An 18,136-nucleotide genomic window follows, 5' to 3' on the forward strand; every position below is an offset into this window, starting at 1 on the left:
ATTAATGATATTAACCTTCATTTTATTATTTAGCCTTTACATTTCTCTCCTCTTCTGCATCTTCTAGTAAATTTATGTAACCTAATCGATTCAGTTTAGTAAGTATTATATCAACACATTCCTCAACACTCTGCCTATCAGTATCTACTACTACCTCTGGGCTAAGAGGCTCTTCATATGGATCTTGTATGCCAGTCATATCTTGTATTTCTCCATTCAATGCCTTCCTGTACAGACCTTTTGGATCCCTCTTTATGCATGTATCTATTGAGCATTTAACATATACTTCAACAAATTCTTTTAGCTCTTCTCTAGCATATGCTCTGAACGCTCTATATGGTGATATCAAAGATACTATAGAGATTATGCCATTCCTTGCTAGTAACTTGCTTATATATACTACCCTTCTAGCATGTATCTCCCTATCCTGTTTGCTGAAGCCCAGATCTGGGCTAAGGTTTCTTCTAATATCATCACCATCTAAGAGTTCTGCTTTATAACCTAACATTAGAAGCTTCTTCTGAAGTTCTTTAGCAATCGTTGTCTTACCAGAGCCTGATAATCCTGTTAGCCATACAGTAAAGCCTTTCATACAATAACACTTTGTATGGTACCTTATATAGTTTAAGTAAGATAAGTTAGATAATTAATAATAAGGTTATTATTATGACATGTCTACTTGGTACAATAATTCCTAATAATGTGAATTATCTATTAATTATAATATGACTACTAGTATTAATATATCGCCAACTACTATGACTGCTGGAACTCATTTATTAGTATATTATGCTGTAGATAGAGTAGGCAATATACATAATATTAAGCAATTACAGGTAGTTAAACAGATAGATTTTGCTACATTACCAGTAACATCATACTATGGTATAAATAATAACGATAGAATACTAACAACCAAGAAGTATCCAAATAACTATCCAAACAGTAATCCCCCGTCTGTGCCATTTCCTAACCAATTGCCTGTAGCAACAAGGTTCCAAGATATCAAGGATATGAACCTCAATGTTATAAGGATAAATATGTACTGGGAAGGGTATAGATGGTATAAATCACAGGGTCAAGCACGTATCTTCCTTGATAGACTAAAGGAGATAGCAGACACAGCAGATTCTCTAGGCTTAGGCATCCTATATAACGTAATGCATCAGTGGAATATCTCCTCAGTACTATATGCATCATCAACTAAAACAAACAGAGGCGCAGGGTTCCCAGAGGAAGCACTCCAGCCATTGGGTCTGGTAAGACTACCAGATTCTTATATATCTAATCAGCCTATAGATGGTTCTTCAGATGTAGAGAAGGCACCAGTTAACATATTTTGGAAGAACTTTGTAAATAATTACAATATTACCATAGGTGGGGTAACAAAGCCAATATGGCAACATATATGGGATGATTACTTTAAAGACGTTGTTATGACAACTAAAGATCGTCTATCAACTATAGGGTACGAGCTGATGAATGAACCATTTGGAGGAACAAGTAATGTAACAGCTACACATTTTGATGGTATGGGAAGATATTATTCTTATATAAGTCAAAAGATCAGAGAATTAACATCTACAAAAAAGATATTCTTTGCAGAACTACTAACATTTAACTTTTCAGGAGTGGGGGGTAAAGGTAAAGGCTCAGCCAGAACAATACCTAAAGATGCAAATGGTAATATCATCAATGGTATAGTTTTTACAATGAATAGGTATGGTCAAGAAGGTTTTACTAGTAATACTATAGCAACGTTTGACGAAATTCAACCAGTTATGTATAGTTATAACATACCAATAGCGATAACAGAATGGAACAACCAATCCCAGTCCAATATAGAAATTACACTAACTGGTATGAAGAATTATTTACAGGAGATGAAAAGCCGAGGATATGGTTGGTTCTTCTTTAACTATGACCCGAATTTCCCATGGACTATAAAGGATAGTAACTATAATGATAAATGGAACAGTTCGAGGACTATTACGTTTAGGCAGATGTTATATGATGTTAAGAAACAAGTATATAGCTAGCAGAAGGTATACATTATTATTAACATAAATAGACCCTTTACCATTAACAACCTTTATGTGTATATTCTAAAACCCACCTAGCAGACCCTCGTTATTTTGTATATAATGTCTATATTTATTAGTAATTATTATATATTTGGCACACTTCATTTATAGCTCTATCTTCAAAATTGGTTACATCATTGAAACAAATTTTGCAGATACTTTGTTAGTGTTGTAATAATATTTTCGAGATTATGATATTTTGGATGTATGTATAACCACCTCCACCGAAGTCTTTCCACAAATGGTTACTAAGTAGATACTTTAATCCTATATCAAAATCGTCATTCTTTGCCCAATAACCAAACTTTTCTGTTACACCATCGGGGTTTACCGAACTTAATATTGCCATCTTATGTGCTAGGGCTTCTAACATAGCGGCTAGTAACCCTTCACGTATACTTGGTAATAGTAGAATTCAGCATTTATCTAATACTTTTTGCTTTTCTTCTTCTTTTATAAAGCCAAGGATCTCTAAGTTCTTTAAATCTTTGTACGTATAGACTATCTCTTTTCTTCATATATAACACTTTTTATCCATAGCTACAAATTTTAAGTCGGGGAATAGCTTTGTCGTCTCGAAAAATATCCAATATCTTTTATGAGGGTCCATTCTACCTACATAACAAATCAATGGTTTGTCACTTTTCTAATTAGTGATTCCTCAGGAATTGGATGAACCGGATTAGGTAGGTATTCAATATTAGTCGGCTCTATACCATAGAGCCTTCTTAGTTTATCAATATAAAATCTTGCCTGTGTTAATATAAGATCAGCACGTTTATAAGCTTGTCCAAAGATTACCTTGTTTATCCTAAATCTTAATTTGCTTATCCTATAATAAGGATCTACTGATGATAGAAGCTTGTAGTCGTGTTCATCAAATGGATCTTGAGCGTATATTATATGTTTACTTTTACGCATAGTTAATTCTGCTAATAATGTCTCAACCATAGCTTCAATACTAATATATATCAGCACTAATGTCTCTTATAATCCTTTTTGCTTCTCTATACTCCATAATATGTTTTAACATAGATTTAGTGTTAAAACTGTAAAGGGTATGTGATTATATTAAGATTATCTGCTACATACTCAGCAGAGGGTATCCGGGATCTCTCCATGTAATTATAAAAACCTCAAAACCAGACTTTGCTAGCGCTTTACCAAAGACTTTTACAAGCCAACCAAAACCACCATGCCTCTTGTCAGTAAAAGATTCAGAAGTTATAAAAGCAACTCTCATAATGCCTGCTATCCTCATGATTTATTTAACGATTTTGATACACCTGCTGGGGATTATCAAGATAAGACTGGTATCTATGGAACTGAACGTTAGTATGTTATATCAGATATGGGTATTATGCTAATAAAGGAGTTATGATGATTATGCTAACAGATAATAGTAGTAAAGATAGGTAGACATTCAAAACCAATAGGCAGATGATCAATAACAATAGTATATACTAGCAATATATTACTCTCCTAAAGCATCCAAACAGTACTATCAATCAATCATGATAATCCTCTTATCAAGTTGTATATCTATGAATACTACTGTTAGATCTGTTTAGATAATGGATGATCTTCAAGGAAAGTTGTTATAAAATGCTAAGTCTCCTCTTTATTTAACATTGTAAAACCATTCATGACTAATATCTCTAGCATAATACATAGACATGCTCACCATTAAGCTTTGTTTGAGTCCCATCTACTGCAACTACCCTTATACTTCTCAGGCTCCTTCAATATGCTCTTCAAAACATAGTATCATTAATTGCCTAACAGCTTCGTACTATAACCTTCCATCTGGATATACTCCTCAAGGATAAGCCAGAATAATGCATAAGTGAAGCAAGACCCCTACCCTCCAAAGGTATCTTATTCCTCTTGAATATGCTAACTCTCTTACTAGGCTAATAATGTAACCAGTTCTCTGAACACAAAATGTTACTGGGGAGAACCCTTAAGTTATGTTTTAATAGACCTAGTTAGAGTTGATAAGAGTTCGTGGTATTACCGTTAGCGATATTTGTATGTGTATGCTAGTATGTGTAATGTGCATACTATGTGTATAATATACACATAAAGAGTGTAGATGTTTACTCAGCTAGCGTAACTGATGTAGATCAATGCGTATAAATGCGAATCATCAGCCTCTTGCCAAAGTAATGATCAGAGGTTCAGAGTTGAACAGGATAGAGAGATTATTCAGGTACTTAAAGGAAAGAGAGGGCAATGGTATTCCACAACAAGCTAAGAGATCATGTAAAGGGATAAATAATGAACCGCAACCTCTTTAGCAACTTGTTCACAGTTTACTACTAGACCATAAGAAGTGGAGGTGGTTGACCATGCTTATACGTACACTACCCCAATAGATAATGATAATATGACATTTCATATACGAAACAGATAGCCCTGATTTAATATATACTAATGGTTATGTAACATACTCACTATTGAATATAGGTTTATATACAATATATGTGATCATTATTCTAGAATATGTCCAAATAACATACAAATAAACGTAGGATTATTCTTCAAGCCCTATAGTCGTCTAAATTTCTTGAAGATAGCAAGGTTCATATTCATCTAAAGACATTCCAGCTAAATAAGCAACTAACATATAATGATAAGTTACTGAAGATATTATCAAGTTATTATAATTCGTCATACAACATATACTAATTCCTAATCATAGACGGCGTAGTATAAAACGCAATGTGCCTATTTGACATAAAAATTACATTAAAATTATTACTATTTTCTATAATATCACTCCTTCCTTTTGATAGAAAATTTATAACCGATTGTGATGATAAAGAGATTTTATGAAACAACGGCTCACCATTTAAGAATCTATTTACCCAGTGGGTATAATCAGATTTCAGTTCGCTTAATTTAATTAAATAATCAGTCGATTCAACTGGTTTATATATAATAGGTATATTTGCAGTAAGATAAACTATATCATCCTTATTTATTACATTATATACTATTTTGATATTTTCATAATTGATATAACTCGAATATGCAGTAAAAGTATAATCAGGATTCCAATATGGTTGTGTTAATCCGCTTAAGCTATATATAAATATGAGGCAAAAGATAAGAATCTTTTTATTATACATTATAATTGTTAATATATTAGAAACTATTATTAAAGATAATATGAATATTGCGCCTTGGCCAAATAAATATCGACCTAAACCTCCTGTCTGAGAAGGGTTAGCCATAACAGAAATAAACGCTAATGACATCACTGTTATTATTAATATTACAAAATATATATTAAACGAAGAAAAAATATATTTATTATTTATAATAATTAGCTTAAATTTATTTAATATCCATACACATAATAGCGCTAGCATTGTTGCTAATAACAATGCAAACGAATAAGCATAGAATTTAAAACCCTCACTTAGATATTCGCCGCTACTAGCTATGCTAGTAGCTATGCTAGTAGCTTGTAAGGCATCAATTATCCTATTAAGTTGTGTATTAATACGTAATATAGAAGATGGTTCATACCAATATATTATTATAAGTACAGAAGTAAATATTACTATAGAAGATATATACATTGCAGATATTTTTTTAGTACTATAACTATATAATACTGAACCTATTATGAATATGAATAGTAATATACTTATTAATGCATGATAAATATTTGCTATTAGTACTACTATTGTAAATATTAATATTACAGATTTTATTGAAACATTATTTATTAAAATTACAAATAGATAGAGCGCGCTAATTGTTAATAATAGGCTTATACTTTGTGGTTGAGTTGCGGTAATAGTGAAGAATCCATAAGGTAGACCTATTATAAGTAGCGAACCTATGAATGGCATAGACCGAATTAAATAATTATTTATCATAATAATATTTTTACTAGTCTTATTGATGACAATATTATATTTACTTATAATTAGTAATAAAATAAATACACCCAAAATAATTCCAAGTAATTGTATTATTCCAATAATAAGATAGGCAAAGTTAATATCACCAATTATAAGTGTTAAATATCCTAATAATAATGGGAACGCAGGTAATGTAGCATAGTAAGGTTCTGTTTTCTTTAATATTCCTTGGGCCTCGTATATGAAACCACTCTCTATTATTTTATAAGTGGCTATTACATCTCTTGTACTATCATTTGCATAAGGGTAAAAGTTATTTATAGCACTAATGGTTAAAGTATATGTTATAGTTACTATAATTACATTAAACAAGTAAATTCTCAAACGTCTACTATAGTTTATATTAGTAAACAAAGTTATTATTAGAAGATTTACCATAAAAGCTATGGCACTTAGATAGAATATATGTAAATCTCCATGTAGTATACTGATAGCACTACCTATTATAAGGATTATTATAGTAGTTACTAATAGAAGTGTAATATGAGTAAAATCTAATGGTATAATTTTATATCTTTCTACTATTACCTGACTTCTTGCTTTATAAATTAAGAATATGAATAATGGTAGCAGTATTGCTACAAATACAATAAGCGATGTAAGAAAATTGAACTGTATCATTATGAAACCAGATAATTATTTAGATACTGTAATATAATTCTATTAACATCTTCCTTACTATACTTTGTTGTAGATATCTTGAGTGGATTAAATAATAATGAGTAATATTCGTAAGTATACCTTTGGATTTCTATATATGTAGACGGTTCAGCAATATTGCCCCGTCTATTAACTATTGTATAATAGTCTGCATCAAGGTATATTAGTAGTGTATCCTTAGGTACTAATCTTGCTATCATATTTGCCATCTTACTGGTTACGAAGTTTTTGTCATCTATAAAGTATGCTATATTAGCAATAGTATCAATAACGTATCGCTCGGCAATTACAACATAACCACTATTTATTAACATGTAGAATCGTAGTATATGAGGTATTATACTTATAAACTCTATAATAGACCATATAACTTTTGTATATCGATTCTTTAGAGAAAGTGCATAGAATTCTTTACCTACGTGATTTTTTTCTATCCTATATTTACCTAATTTAAATAACAATCTCCATAACAAGTAAGCAAGGGTATGTGGCGATCTGAGCCAGAACTTCTTGCATCTAATTCCTGATTCTGATAACCTCGCCAAGAGCATATCAGCTTGGGTAGTCTTACCTGCACCGTCTGGTCCAAAGAATATTATTGCCTTTACTTGTCTGCTATTATTGATAGACATCCCTTAATACGTCTATTATGTTATGTATAGAATATTTCTCCTTTATGAATCTAGATGCTTCTTTTCCTACTATATTATTATGTTCTAGTGCTTGTTTCATCTTTATATACAATTGTTCCTCATCTATCTTTTCAAGTAAGAATCCATTATGCCCATCTTTAATTATATAAGGCAGACTTTGTATCTTAGATGTTATTACTGGTTTCTCTAAAGCCATTGCCTCTAGTACTACCATAGGAGGATCTATAACTGGTGGATTAAGCCTTTCTCTCATTAAGGGAAATAGGAAAAGATCTGCAGCATTTATTAAATCGACCTTACTTTGCTCATCTAGTTCCTTGAGTACCACTGCTACATTATTAGATACACCTAGATCTCTAGCATAATTAATTATTGCTTTAGCGTTCTCTTCTTCTTTATACTTTTTAGTTTCTCTACCTATTATGAGCATATATGCATCGTAATGTTTTAAAAATCTCTTTAGAGCTTTTAGTACAATCTTATAGGGGAATCTATCTTCTACTAACCAGCCTAGATATAATATAACGTATTTGCTATTAATTACATTCTCTATCCCTATCTTATATTTAGAAGAATTAAGCGCATTAAGTATTTGTTCTTTAGTAATATTCTTTTTTACAAATATATTTGTATCTATAGCAGGTGGTATTATCAATACATTTTTATCGAAAGAATAGGTGTTAGCAAGGTACTCAGTAGTAAAAGCAAATCTTAGCATAGAATTACCGCTATTATTTTTTATATATTCTCTTTTATATATAAATGATGTTACAAGACTTCTTAATCTAGAAGAGGGTAATAGATAACTATATTTGATGATTATTCTACTCTTAATAATAGAATTGACTTTATTTGGTAAGATACCTGGATATATTATATGGATAATATCAAAACACTCTGAACCAACTATATCTTTTAATGCTGTATATGCTGCATTTGTATCATTCAAGTCACAATCAAAATGCCTATATAATATATTATTAGTATTGATAAATTGCTTGAAGATCTCTTTATCATATGTAGATGCTTTATTGAATCTTCTCGAATCTATGCTAGATACGACCGTGATACTATTATCAATCATTGATAATGCTTTGAGTATAATATAAGCGTAGGAAGCTTCTCCACTTGCCCATGTAGGATGTAAACCCCTTGCTAATACTAAGGTACGCATAGGAAGTCTATTAATAAGTGTCTCTTACTTTATGTTCAAGTAACTTTCTTAGCTGTCTTAACGAGATACTCTTAAGAATACCTTTCATCAAGGTAATATTGCCACGTTCTTCACTAACCTTTTTCATTAACGATTTCATAACAAATATTATAGGGAACTTGTATGGAAGAGTGATAAATCCATTAGGATAATCTCTATGTGTATTATATACATCTCGATTCAATAGATCTGCTATTTTACATATGATGAGATGATCAATTTCAAAAGCTTGCAGTGTTATTTGCTTGCATATATTCGCAGTAACCTTTAATACATCTATTGCATTATTAATGCGTGCAAAATTAATTATATCATCAATCCTTTTATGCTCTTCTGCTAATATAGTCAATGTGTAATAATCGCTTAATGTAAACAACTGCTCTTTATAGAAACTATGACAAGCTACTGCAATAATTTCAGCATAATTTGTAAGTGTATGAACGTTAGTATCATTAATATTCTTAACACACCTATGCTTCATTAATAACTCTCCGTCCAGATATGCTAAATTAGAAACAGAAGGATCTAGATAGAGATCTATATTCATATCTTTTCTCATGGTAGTGCATAGTGAATCCTTTATGTATTTAGAATAATTATGTTCTTCAAGTAATTTTATTGCTTGATTTAGGTCTTTATAATGGATAAGTATGTCGATATCTGATGGTATGTAAGAGAAAGGTTTTATTGTCTTGAATATTGCATAATCAATCTTATTGTTATTAAATATCTTTGATACATCAAGTAAGGCAGATACTGAAATATTATATAGCGAGTTAAGTGTAATACTCATATTATTTGTATGGATAGCATAGAGTAGATGTATCTTATTCAGTCTAGCTAAGGACATCATAGTATTGTCATATTCATTTTCTTTACCATTTATAATTGTAGGTATACCTAATGATCTTACTAGTTTAATAAATTTGTTATATGACAGCATCATAGGTTAATTACATCCTTTAAGAAATGGAATTATCTATGGTTTCTTCATATTGCTGTATAATCCTCTTTCCTATTAGATTTATATCATTTTTACTAACAACTTTTATCGCATTAATACGCATCTTACAAAGCAGCTCCTTATTACTAATAAGCATAAGTATTTTGTTTGCAAGGTCATCTGGATTGTTATTTCTGAATACTATACCAGCATCTCCCACGATCTCTTGACTACCACCTATATCAGGTACTATACATGGTAAACCATGTAGTAATGCTTCCATTATGGTTCTAGCATATGGTTCAGGCCATCTTGCTGGATGAATAAATACATCGTGTACACGATATAATAAATCTAATTCATTGTCATCTACATAGCCTTTGAACGTGATATTCGTATTAAGATCTAACTTATTGACTAATTCCATGAGAAATTGTTCATAATTATCTTTAGAGCTGCCTACTAAGGTTAGGTGTATACTATTATATTTATCTTTAATAATCTTTAACGCTTTTATTAATATATCTATGCCTTTATGATATGCTAATGTGCCAACATATAATACCTTAAACACATTGTTAATAACATTTACATAATCATCATTCTGATTAGGAAGTGCTAAATTATCTATAAAAACGAATTCTGGTATTACAGTTATTCTATCTTCTGGATAACCATACTTTACATAAAGTTTTTTAACTGTATTGCTTACTGCTATATACCTATCTAACTTTAAAGATAGCCTAGTTAATAATGGATATATCATAGCATAAGGTAGAATTAACAGGTTATGATTAGTAGTACTATTTCTTAAGCATCTTATCTTACATGATAGTCTATTACACTCATCATATATTGCGCTAGCAGTAGGGCAGAAACCAGCATAGTTATTCAATGTTGCTATAACTGGTCTCTTGCCTCCAAGTAATTTATATAGTCCTGCAGCAGCCATCGGGAATACATTATAAATATGATATATATCTGTACTATCTTCATTATGTTTCATAAATCTTGCTAAGGGTAATAATGTATGTAATTGCAATGCTGTGCCTCTATTAGGTAATACATTGATCTCTATATCCTTCAAATCACTTGGTGCTTTGTAATTCCCAGCAGACACTATCTTAACTTCATGACCATTATCTAATAACCATCTTGCTAGTAGTTCAACACTCTTCTCTGAACCGCTATAATAGTATGATGCGTGTACTAATGTTATTCTCATATAGAAATCTGCTTAGTCTATATTATTAGAGCCAATGCTTAATGTATGAACTCTCTACTATATTAGAATATAACTGCTCCAATCCATCAACTACTTCATTCCATGTAAGAATATTATTATTCTCTCTTACATCATGTTTAAAATCGACTGCTCTAACTATAGCATCAGCAACCTTGTTAGCAGTTATAGGAGGATCTATACCTATTGCTGAACCTCTTTTAACGAACTCTACCAATGCGCTTCTATTATTGACTATAGTTGGTATTCTCATTGCTATAGCTTCAACAGCAGCAATACCATACGATTCATACTCTGAGGGTAGCAAGAATACCTTAGCCCTAGCATACTCTTCTAATAGTTCTTCCCTACTTAAATTACTCTTGAATGTCACACTATCTTTAATGTTAAACTCTCTTACAAGTTTTATCAGTCTATCTTTATCTGGCCCATCACCAACTATTGTTAATCTGGCATCTTTATAACCATATTCTCTATGCAATATATGGAGTGCTCCTATAACCTTATCAAAGTTCTTGAACCTCTCAAGCCTACCAACGCTTAATAAGTTGAATCCATCATCTACTATACGCTTAACATTAAATATATCTTCACTTATACCATTTGGTATTACCATAACCCTGCTAGAATCTATGTTTAATCTTCTCATAACTATATCTCTCTCAAACTCAGATACACATATTATCATATCTGCTCTACTTCTTATCAGATCTCTAACAATTCTTATATATAGAGGAAGCAACATATTTCTGAATCTAGTAGATGCTCCAGTATGCATATGAGTAGTCAATACCAATCTCTGCCATTCTCTCTTTGCTATACATGCGTATAGTAAGGGAAATGCTTGAATGTTATGAGCATGAACTATATCAGCATCTGCAGCCTTCAATGCAGTAAGCATGCTTCTACTTGGTAAGTAGTATGCGTCGTTTGGAGCAAATGATCTGAACCTTCTAATAGTAACACCATTTATCTCCTCTTCTCCTCTTTCTGATAAATTACCTTTAGGATCTGTTGCATAAACCTCTACACCATAACCTCTCTTTACTAGCCTCTCTGCTATGCTCTTAACATGTGTCTCTACTCCTCCTATATGGGGATGATATCTAGGTGTTACGAATAGTATCTTCATTCTATTCTATCTACTATTGCTCACTTCTTGTATCTTATTCTCTCCTATTAGTAGTAGCAGCGGTTCTTGCATAGTACTCTCTTGTAGTCTCAGCCCTCTTCCATGTACGCATATCTCCATACTTAATTACACGCATCAATGCTATAAACTGAATGATCTGCAATTCAACCATAGTCCATATCTTAGATGCTATAGGCTTATTCCTTAGAGCAAATATCAATGGTATAGAGCCTAGAATAGTATAATCAAGCAGTAAGAATGCCTTGCTTGTTAGCATATCTATTATGCTGAAGATTGGTATTAACAACATGAGTATTGGTGATATAACTATCATAAAGAGGTTCATAGGAAGTATTAGCATGCCATACCATGATAACTTTGGATTAAAGCATAATCCTATGTTCTTCAATAACAGGTTTATATGACCCACTGCTCTCCTACTCTTAACCTCTACCCTCTCTTTAGCTGTTAGAGGACTTGCCTCATAGAATATGGAATCAGGATCATATATTGCTTTATAGCCTTGCCTCCTTATATTCAATGCTACATCTGCATCATCAGCAGATGTTGTTATTGGTCTTATAAGATCTCTCCTAAATGCTGAGAGTGTGTTAAATATATATGTTGAATCTATAATAGATTCTGCTATCTGTATCCTATGATGTATTGAGCGATAGTTGATCTCTAATCTTTCATTATTTGGTGCCATCACCCTACTAGTAACTGCACCTATCCTCGCATCTGCAAAGTTTGCTACTATCTCAGATATAGCATTGCTCTCTAGCATGCAATCACAATCATTCTTTATGACTATCTCTCCTTTTGCTATACTATATGCTTCATTACGTGCTGTTGCTACTCCTTTTCTTTCAGTTTTAATCAACCTGATGTATGGATGATGCATAGCATATTCAGCAACTATCTCCGGTGTTTTATCGTCTGAAGAATCAATAACTATTATCTCCATTCTGTCCTTAGGATAATCTATGCTCAATATATTCTCTAGTGTAGATGCTATTATCTTCTCTTCATTATATGTAGGAATAACTATAGATATGAATGGTTTATAGTTATAATTCTTTATTTTCTTCAACATGTCCCTGTACTTATCCTCTTTGCCCAGTAATAATGCTAATAGACCATAGACAGTGTAAAAAGACGTTATTATTATAGTAGGTATATGCCATATAATATGTTCTAACATATTATATCTGATTCTGTAATACAACAATCTCTCTTACAGTCTCGTCAACAGCTTCTTTGCTGTTATATCTTGCTCTCCATCCTAGAGCCTTTAACCTTCTAGTGTCAAGGAACATTAGATTTACATCTCTTCTCCAGCCTCTTCCATCACCACTATCACTAAATATGCATTTAACATCATGTAGGTTTAAAGCCTTAGTTACAATATCTGCTATAGTTATAACATCAACATAATCATCCGATCCAACATTGAATATGCTTACCCTATCATTACTATTAAGTCCTGTTAACATTGCGTCTATGCAATCACTAACATGTATGTACAATTTTCTCTGCCTCTAATTTCTAAGTATCTCTAACATTAATCTGTTTGCACTCAACTTCTTTATAAAGTCATATATTACACCATGAGTACTCGTGCCAATAACATTTGCTAGTCTATATATTACTGCTTTAAAGTCATACATATTTGCATATGAGCATATCATTGCTTCACACGCAGCCTTACTTGCACCATACATTGAAAATGTTGATATCATGCTTCCTTGCGTACTCTAATATGTTGAATGTTGCTAATATATTCTGCTCTAAATGTAACTTAGGGTTTATACTACTCAATCTTACATCTGGATTTGCTACAAGATGGAATAAAGTAATCATTACTAGAAAGAGCATTATCAAGAAGATGAGCATCAGTTACAAGATCAAGCTTGAAGAATCTGAATGAGCTATTAGAAGACCATCTGCTAATATGTGCAATATTACCAGTACTAAGATTGTCAATAACGTGAATGTTAAGGTTATCAGCAAGTAACCTATCTACTAGATGACTACCTATGAATCCTGCTCCTCCAGTAACTAGGATATTAGAATTGGCTAGATTCGTATTGTAATTCATATTATTTACCTACCTATTTACTACTCCTAACCATCATCCTATCATTAAGCAATCTGAATGTTTCTTCAGCATGTTTCTTGCTAGATACCCCTACCACCACAGATCTTATGTTTGGTAGTCTGAATAGGTACTCATATGCCTCTGCAGGCTTGAGATACCCTGCTGCTAGTGTACTCATTGCTATTACATCATGCTTACACTCTCTTAGCGCTTCTTCACACTCCTCTCTTGAAGGATTCATCTGAAAACCAACCTTGTTGAATGGAGCCATTATAACCTTCTCATCTATTGCCCATTCATTCAACTGCCTTACTAATCTAGAAAAGTTCTTGGTTACAAATCCTGCTTTAGCGTTATGTTTATCCTCAACATGCTCAATGAACAGCTCGAATATATTTCTTAGCCTTAATGCTAGTGCTAGATCCACAAGTACATCATGCAGGAATATGCATCTTACATTAACGTTGTTAAATTGCAATAATTCAACGTCTATGAATGTCTTTAGCAAGCCGTTGATATCCTTCCTTAGCATACTAAGACCTCCAGAGAATACTATCCTCATCTTCTCATGCATACTTGCTGGTGCAAGTGCATCTGTTATAGTTGCAACTATGCCCTTCTCTGTCATCTGTCTAACATACCCATATGCGTATGGAATGATGGGATAGAAGTTGATCTTGGTAGCAAGATCACTATGTTCAAGCATGTACTCTATAACTCCTTTGAGTTGGGGATGGGTGCTTGCAACAAAGCCTCTAACATTCATGCTATAAGCAAACTCCAAAAGGCTGATTATATTGCTAGCACTTGCTATTCCCCTCTGTCTTGCCCTCTCCTGCGATAGATGATCTACGCCCATCAACGGGTTATCTCCCAATAGTATAGGATCTATGCTGCTATTGTTAACCATTGTAATAATCAACCTCTAGCCAAGAGTTGTTCTTAGCACTATTGTATATAGCATCTATAACAGCCTGAACCTTTGCTGCCTCAAATACGTTTATCATGCTTTGTCTTCCCTCCTTTACACATTCAACAACATGCATATCCTCCCTTGTATACTCTACCCCTCCTATGTCTATAGATACGCCTTTAAATAGATCCTGTTTATATATAGTAGTTATTCCCTCTCTTATACCTAAACCATCTACTGCCTTACTTGCATCATCCAATGTTATCCTTATATAATCATCGTTAACGAGCATGGTGCCATTGCTGCCATGCACCTCTATGCTCATCTCTGGAAGCCTGTAGTTCCTTACACTCCAACTTGCATCTAGATAGCCTGTTAAGCCATTCTTGAACCTTAACATTGCATGTGCAAAGTCCTCAACCTCGCTCGAGTAATAACCTCTTGTAATAGATGCTACACTCATCACATCACCAAAGTACCATAAAAGCATATCAACCAGATGGCTTGCAAGTTCTAACAATACGCCTCCTCCACTCTCAGACCTCTTAAACCTCCATCCCTTGCCAGATGCAAATACCTGGGTAAGGTACATTGTACCCTTGACGTAGATCAACTCGCCTAGAACATTGCTTACTATAATCTCTCTTGCTCTTGCAAATGTATCTGTGAACCTCTTTGAGAATCCTACAGCATTTATTATCCCACCTACTAACCTGCATATCTCAATACACTCCTGCATGTTTGATGCTAGAGGCTTCTCTACGAAGAAGTTGATTCCATGCCTTATACAGTCATTGACCATCCTAGCATGCAATGATACTGGAGTAGTTATATATACGAGGTCAAGATCCTCCTGGGAGAGCATCTTGCTATAATCATCATACACATTCATATCATGAAGTATGCCTTTCAGATAGTTCCTGATAGTATCGTCTTTCTCTGCTACTGCCTTAACCTTTACTCCATCCAATGCTGCAAGTATGCCAGCATGCAGTATGCCCATCTTACCCATTCCTATTATACCAACATTCAATGAACCCATCTCATCACACTCTAACATTACTCTTCCATACAACCTTAGGCTCATCATCTATACTTATTATCATACTCTTAACCAGTCCAGAGTCCCTAGCATTCTTCAACATTAGAAGTATATCATTTATGCTTACATCCCTATTCACTAACCTTCTGTACTCAACCATAACCTCTTCGGTTGTAGCGTATGCCTTGCCTAGTAGTGGTCTATCCCCTCCTCCTATCCCTTCCTTTCTCTTCTTCCTCTCTGCATTGACTACAGCATCTACTATCGCCTTGTCATCATGAGCAAGTCTTGAGTATATACTCTTGCTCCTACTCCTTGCAGAGTTGAATCTAGCAAACTCCCTTATCGATAAGAGCGAAGCCGGGAGTAGTGCTGTACCCATAACCAATGGGAACCTATGCCTTACAGTATTCTCAACATTCTTCTGAGCAAGCAACTCCTCTGTTATACTCTTCCAGTATGCTTTTACTGGCTTAGCCATAGATAGATAGAACTCCTCAGCACCTTTTACATCACTCTCATCCTTTATGAACCCGTTCCTTGCTAGAGTGCTCATATAGGACCAGAAGACTATCTGTATATTCCTATTCTCATAGGCATCCCCAAACTTCAAGGGCACCCTCTCGAACCAGTAGAGTACTGCCTCAGCATTCTTCTGCCCAGGCCTTATATACACGAAGAATCTAGCATTACTATCCTTATCAAGTTGGACATCCTTCAACTCTAACACTTCAGCAGTTGGTCTTCCCACTCTAGATGGATATATGAGCATAGAATCCTCCCATCTATGCTTCCCAGTAGATATCTGTACAGCAGCATAGATACTAGGCTGCATGAGCCTCCTTATCTCAGCAGGTGTACCACCATCCTCTCCAGTACTTGGTTCTAACTTCACATACCTATATGCAAGGGCTGCATCCTGCCTAAGAACCTTCTCAACCCTCTGATCCCTATAGGAGTACTCTAACCTATAACCATCTATCTCTGGCAGGAAGATGCCAACCGTATCCTTCTCTCTACCATCTATGCTTAGCATATCGAATGATGCTACCCTTGATGCTAGAGATGATTGTGCCTGCACTTGGGAAGCATTGACAGCAAACATGCTAGCAACTATTAATGCGATTAGGAAGAACCTTGCTATTGTTTTCCCATCTATCTTTACGGATGATAGCAATCTAGAGCATACAAGGCATATATGCTCCTTTAGGCTCCTACTTGTTTGACAATGCTCACATCCTTTGTTGGCATTGCTAATTGAGCCTATGCTTATCCTTACCCTAAGGAGCCTCTCCCCTATGATAAGTATTGCTAGAGTACCAGGAACAGCCATTATAGATCCAGACATGGCATGGAATGCTTCAGATACCTGCTCACCATAATGGTACCAGAGTAAGAGTATTATTGATATCCTTAGAGCATTGAGCATGAAGAAGATTGGGAAGCCTATAACGTACATTATAGCCCTCTTCCATAACGCTCCTCTAGCAATATATGCTGCTATTAGAGCAAAGAGTGATAACCCTATGGTAGAGAATAAGCCTGATGATGGCTCTCCAACGAAGAATGGTGTCTGAGTATCGCCCTTGCTTACAACTAGGGCAGGGGCACCATAATCAACTTGGAGAGCAACATTGAGCCCATAAGCCTTTAGCATAGTCTCAGCAAGGGTAGCAGAGATCCATGAGAGATCCCCTGCTATCTCTGAGAGCAGTTCAGCAGGTGGAGGTTGCAGATAAGCAAGTATTATGATAGCAAATATAGAATGCCTTAGAATCTTAAGGTTGAAGAGTAGTGCTGTAAGACCAGCAACGAATACAGGTATAGAGTATATATGGTACTCCATGGCATAAAGGGTTAAGGAGCCATAGATGTAGAGCATCAATGCTATAAAGACCAATGTTAAGCCTATAGCATCATCAAGCCTGAATGCCTTTACCCTATGCTCTAGAGCATGAGCAGTTAGCATCCTTCTCTTCCTATACACTATATATGCTATGAGGAATGGTATCACAAGGATGTAGTTTGTTATATTCGCTGAGCTGAAGACTAGGGCATTACTGAACACTATAGATAGATCCTGTGTGTAGATTAGGGCAACTGCAATGGCTATAACTATAGCCTTTACAAGCATACTTGTATACCCCTTCATACCTTGGATTATGGCTAGACTCATATCACACTAATTAATTACTCAACTACCTTATTACTATC

At 34.0% G+C, this 18,136-nt stretch carries 17 protein-coding genes; 1 reads left to right on the plus strand and 16 read right to left on the minus strand.

The genetic code is table 11. The features are described from left to right. Nucleotides 1–25: 25 nt before the first annotated feature. Nucleotides 26–592, minus strand: a complete 567-nt coding sequence (gene cysC / locus CRG89_RS06190) for an adenylyl-sulfate kinase (protein ID WP_103287421.1) — start codon at nucleotides 590–592, stop codon at nucleotides 26–28. Nucleotides 593–725: 133 nt separating this feature from the next. Between cysC and CRG89_RS06195 the strand changes: the two genes are divergently transcribed. Next, on the plus strand, nucleotides 726–2,039 hold the full coding sequence (locus tag CRG89_RS06195) for a cellulase family glycosylhydrolase (RefSeq protein ID WP_103287422.1): 1,314 nt from the start codon (nucleotides 726–728) through the stop codon (nucleotides 2,037–2,039). A 672-nt stretch (nucleotides 2,040–2,711) separates the two neighbouring features. Here CRG89_RS06195 and CRG89_RS06205 read toward each other — a convergent pair. The 15 genes from CRG89_RS06205 to CRG89_RS06270 form a co-directional block, all read right to left on the minus strand. Next, nucleotides 2,712–3,035, minus strand: coding sequence for a hypothetical protein (locus CRG89_RS06205; RefSeq protein ID WP_103287424.1), 324 nt, complete (start codon nucleotides 3,033–3,035; stop codon nucleotides 2,712–2,714). Between the two features lie 133 nt (nucleotides 3,036–3,168). Beyond that, a complete protein-coding gene (locus tag CRG89_RS08815; protein WP_158648759.1) occupies nucleotides 3,169–3,345 on the minus strand; it encodes a hypothetical protein in 177 nt (58 codons plus the stop codon). Between the two features lie 1,426 nt (nucleotides 3,346–4,771). Further along, entirely contained in the window at nucleotides 4,772–6,400 is a 1,629-nt protein-coding gene (locus CRG89_RS06210; RefSeq protein WP_148695140.1) for a hypothetical protein, read from the minus strand. A 242-nt stretch (nucleotides 6,401–6,642) separates the two neighbouring features. Then, nucleotides 6,643–7,314 carry a nucleoside/nucleotide kinase family protein gene (locus CRG89_RS06215; RefSeq protein ID WP_103287426.1) on the minus strand — a complete coding sequence of 224 codons (672 nt, stop codon included), beginning with the start codon at nucleotides 7,312–7,314 and terminating at the stop codon, nucleotides 6,643–6,645. Then, a complete protein-coding gene (locus tag CRG89_RS06220; protein ID WP_158648760.1) occupies nucleotides 7,301–8,284 on the minus strand; it encodes a glycosyltransferase family 4 protein in 984 nt (327 codons plus the stop codon). The genes CRG89_RS06215 and CRG89_RS06220 overlap by 14 nt, the downstream gene beginning before the upstream one ends. A gap of 235 nt (nucleotides 8,285–8,519) precedes the next feature. Continuing rightward, entirely contained in the window at nucleotides 8,520–9,494 is a 975-nt protein-coding gene (locus CRG89_RS06225) for a nucleotidyltransferase family protein (RefSeq protein ID WP_103287428.1), read from the minus strand. A 16-nt stretch (nucleotides 9,495–9,510) separates the two neighbouring features. Beyond that, nucleotides 9,511–10,716 carry a glycosyltransferase family 4 protein gene (locus CRG89_RS06230; protein ID WP_103287429.1) on the minus strand — a complete coding sequence of 402 codons (1,206 nt, stop codon included), beginning with the start codon at nucleotides 10,714–10,716 and terminating at the stop codon, nucleotides 9,511–9,513. 25 nt (nucleotides 10,717–10,741) lie between these two features. Beyond that, nucleotides 10,742–11,866 carry a glycosyltransferase family 4 protein gene (locus CRG89_RS06235; protein WP_103287430.1) on the minus strand — a complete coding sequence of 375 codons (1,125 nt, stop codon included), beginning with the start codon at nucleotides 11,864–11,866 and terminating at the stop codon, nucleotides 10,742–10,744. A 34-nt stretch (nucleotides 11,867–11,900) separates the two neighbouring features. Further along, complete coding sequence (locus CRG89_RS06240) at nucleotides 11,901–12,962, minus strand: glycosyltransferase (protein WP_158648761.1); 1,062 nt, start codon at nucleotides 12,960–12,962, stop codon at nucleotides 11,901–11,903. Between the two features lie 109 nt (nucleotides 12,963–13,071). Beyond that, nucleotides 13,072–13,362 (minus strand): Rossmann-fold NAD(P)-binding domain-containing protein, encoded by a 291-nt coding sequence (locus tag CRG89_RS09005; RefSeq protein ID WP_197706708.1) that lies wholly within the window; start codon nucleotides 13,360–13,362, stop codon nucleotides 13,072–13,074. Between the two features lie 45 nt (nucleotides 13,363–13,407). Continuing rightward, nucleotides 13,408–13,608 carry an NAD-dependent epimerase/dehydratase family protein gene (locus CRG89_RS09180; RefSeq protein ID WP_197706707.1) on the minus strand — a complete coding sequence of 67 codons (201 nt, stop codon included), beginning with the start codon at nucleotides 13,606–13,608 and terminating at the stop codon, nucleotides 13,408–13,410. Between the two features lie 71 nt (nucleotides 13,609–13,679). After that, complete coding sequence (locus tag CRG89_RS09185; RefSeq protein ID WP_103287434.1) at nucleotides 13,680–13,967, minus strand: GDP-mannose 4,6-dehydratase; 288 nt, start codon at nucleotides 13,965–13,967, stop codon at nucleotides 13,680–13,682. Nucleotides 13,968–13,980: 13 nt separating this feature from the next. Then, nucleotides 13,981–14,877, minus strand: coding sequence for an aldo-keto reductase family protein (locus tag CRG89_RS06260; protein WP_103287435.1), 897 nt, complete (start codon nucleotides 14,875–14,877; stop codon nucleotides 13,981–13,983). After that, nucleotides 14,870–15,970 carry a Gfo/Idh/MocA family protein gene (locus tag CRG89_RS06265; RefSeq protein ID WP_103287436.1) on the minus strand — a complete coding sequence of 367 codons (1,101 nt, stop codon included), beginning with the start codon at nucleotides 15,968–15,970 and terminating at the stop codon, nucleotides 14,870–14,872. Before CRG89_RS06265 ends, CRG89_RS06260 begins: the two co-directional genes overlap by 8 nt. After that, nucleotides 15,927–18,074 (minus strand): exosortase/archaeosortase family protein, encoded by a 2,148-nt coding sequence (locus CRG89_RS06270; protein ID WP_158648762.1) that lies wholly within the window; start codon nucleotides 18,072–18,074, stop codon nucleotides 15,927–15,929. Before CRG89_RS06270 ends, CRG89_RS06265 begins: the two co-directional genes overlap by 44 nt. Between the last annotated feature and the right edge of the window lie 62 nt (nucleotides 18,075–18,136).

The organism is Candidatus Nitrosocaldus islandicus (genome assembly GCF_002906215.1).
Taxonomy (GTDB): Archaea; Thermoproteota; Nitrososphaeria; order Nitrososphaerales; family Nitrosocaldaceae; genus Nitrosocaldus; species Nitrosocaldus cavascurensis.

Excerpts from the sequence above, each read along its gene's own strand:
- CRG89_RS09185 (WP_103287434.1), bottom strand. The coding sequence starts at position 13,967 with ATGAATTACAATACGAATCTAGCCAATTCTAATATCCTAGTTACTGGA.
- CRG89_RS06230 (WP_103287429.1), bottom strand. The coding sequence starts at position 10,716 with ATGAGAATAACATTAGTACACGCATCATACTATTATAGCGGTTCAGAG.
- CRG89_RS09005 (WP_197706708.1), bottom strand. The coding sequence starts at position 13,362 with ATGTTAACAGGACTTAATAGTAATGATAGGGTAAGCATATTCAATGTT.
- CRG89_RS08815 (WP_158648759.1), bottom strand. The coding sequence starts at position 3,345 with ATGAGGATAGCAGGCATTATGAGAGTTGCTTTTATAACTTCTGAATCT.
- cysC (WP_103287421.1), bottom strand. The coding sequence starts at position 592 with ATGAAAGGCTTTACTGTATGGCTAACAGGATTATCAGGCTCTGGTAAG.
- CRG89_RS09180 (WP_197706707.1), bottom strand. The coding sequence starts at position 13,608 with ATGATATCAACATTTTCAATGTATGGTGCAAGTAAGGCTGCGTGTGAA.
- CRG89_RS06195 (WP_103287422.1), top strand. The coding sequence starts at position 726 with ATGACTACTAGTATTAATATATCGCCAACTACTATGACTGCTGGAACT.
- CRG89_RS06225 (WP_103287428.1), bottom strand. The coding sequence starts at position 9,494 with ATGATGCTGTCATATAACAAATTTATTAAACTAGTAAGATCATTAGGT.
- CRG89_RS06270 (WP_158648762.1), bottom strand. The coding sequence starts at position 18,074 with ATGAAGGGGTATACAAGTATGCTTGTAAAGGCTATAGTTATAGCCATT.
- CRG89_RS06210 (WP_148695140.1), bottom strand. The coding sequence starts at position 6,400 with ATGGTAAATCTTCTAATAATAACTTTGTTTACTAATATAAACTATAGT.
- CRG89_RS06265 (WP_103287436.1), bottom strand. The coding sequence starts at position 15,970 with ATGATGAGCCTAAGGTTGTATGGAAGAGTAATGTTAGAGTGTGATGAG.
- CRG89_RS06235 (WP_103287430.1), bottom strand. The coding sequence starts at position 11,866 with ATGAAGATACTATTCGTAACACCTAGATATCATCCCCATATAGGAGGA.
- CRG89_RS06240 (WP_158648761.1), bottom strand. The coding sequence starts at position 12,962 with ATGTTGAAGAAAATAAAGAATTATAACTATAAACCATTCATATCTATA.
- CRG89_RS06215 (WP_103287426.1), bottom strand. The coding sequence starts at position 7,314 with ATGTCTATCAATAATAGCAGACAAGTAAAGGCAATAATATTCTTTGGA.
- CRG89_RS06205 (WP_103287424.1), bottom strand. The coding sequence starts at position 3,035 with ATGGTTGAGACATTATTAGCAGAATTAACTATGCGTAAAAGTAAACAT.
- CRG89_RS06260 (WP_103287435.1), bottom strand. The coding sequence starts at position 14,877 with ATGGTTAACAATAGCAGCATAGATCCTATACTATTGGGAGATAACCCG.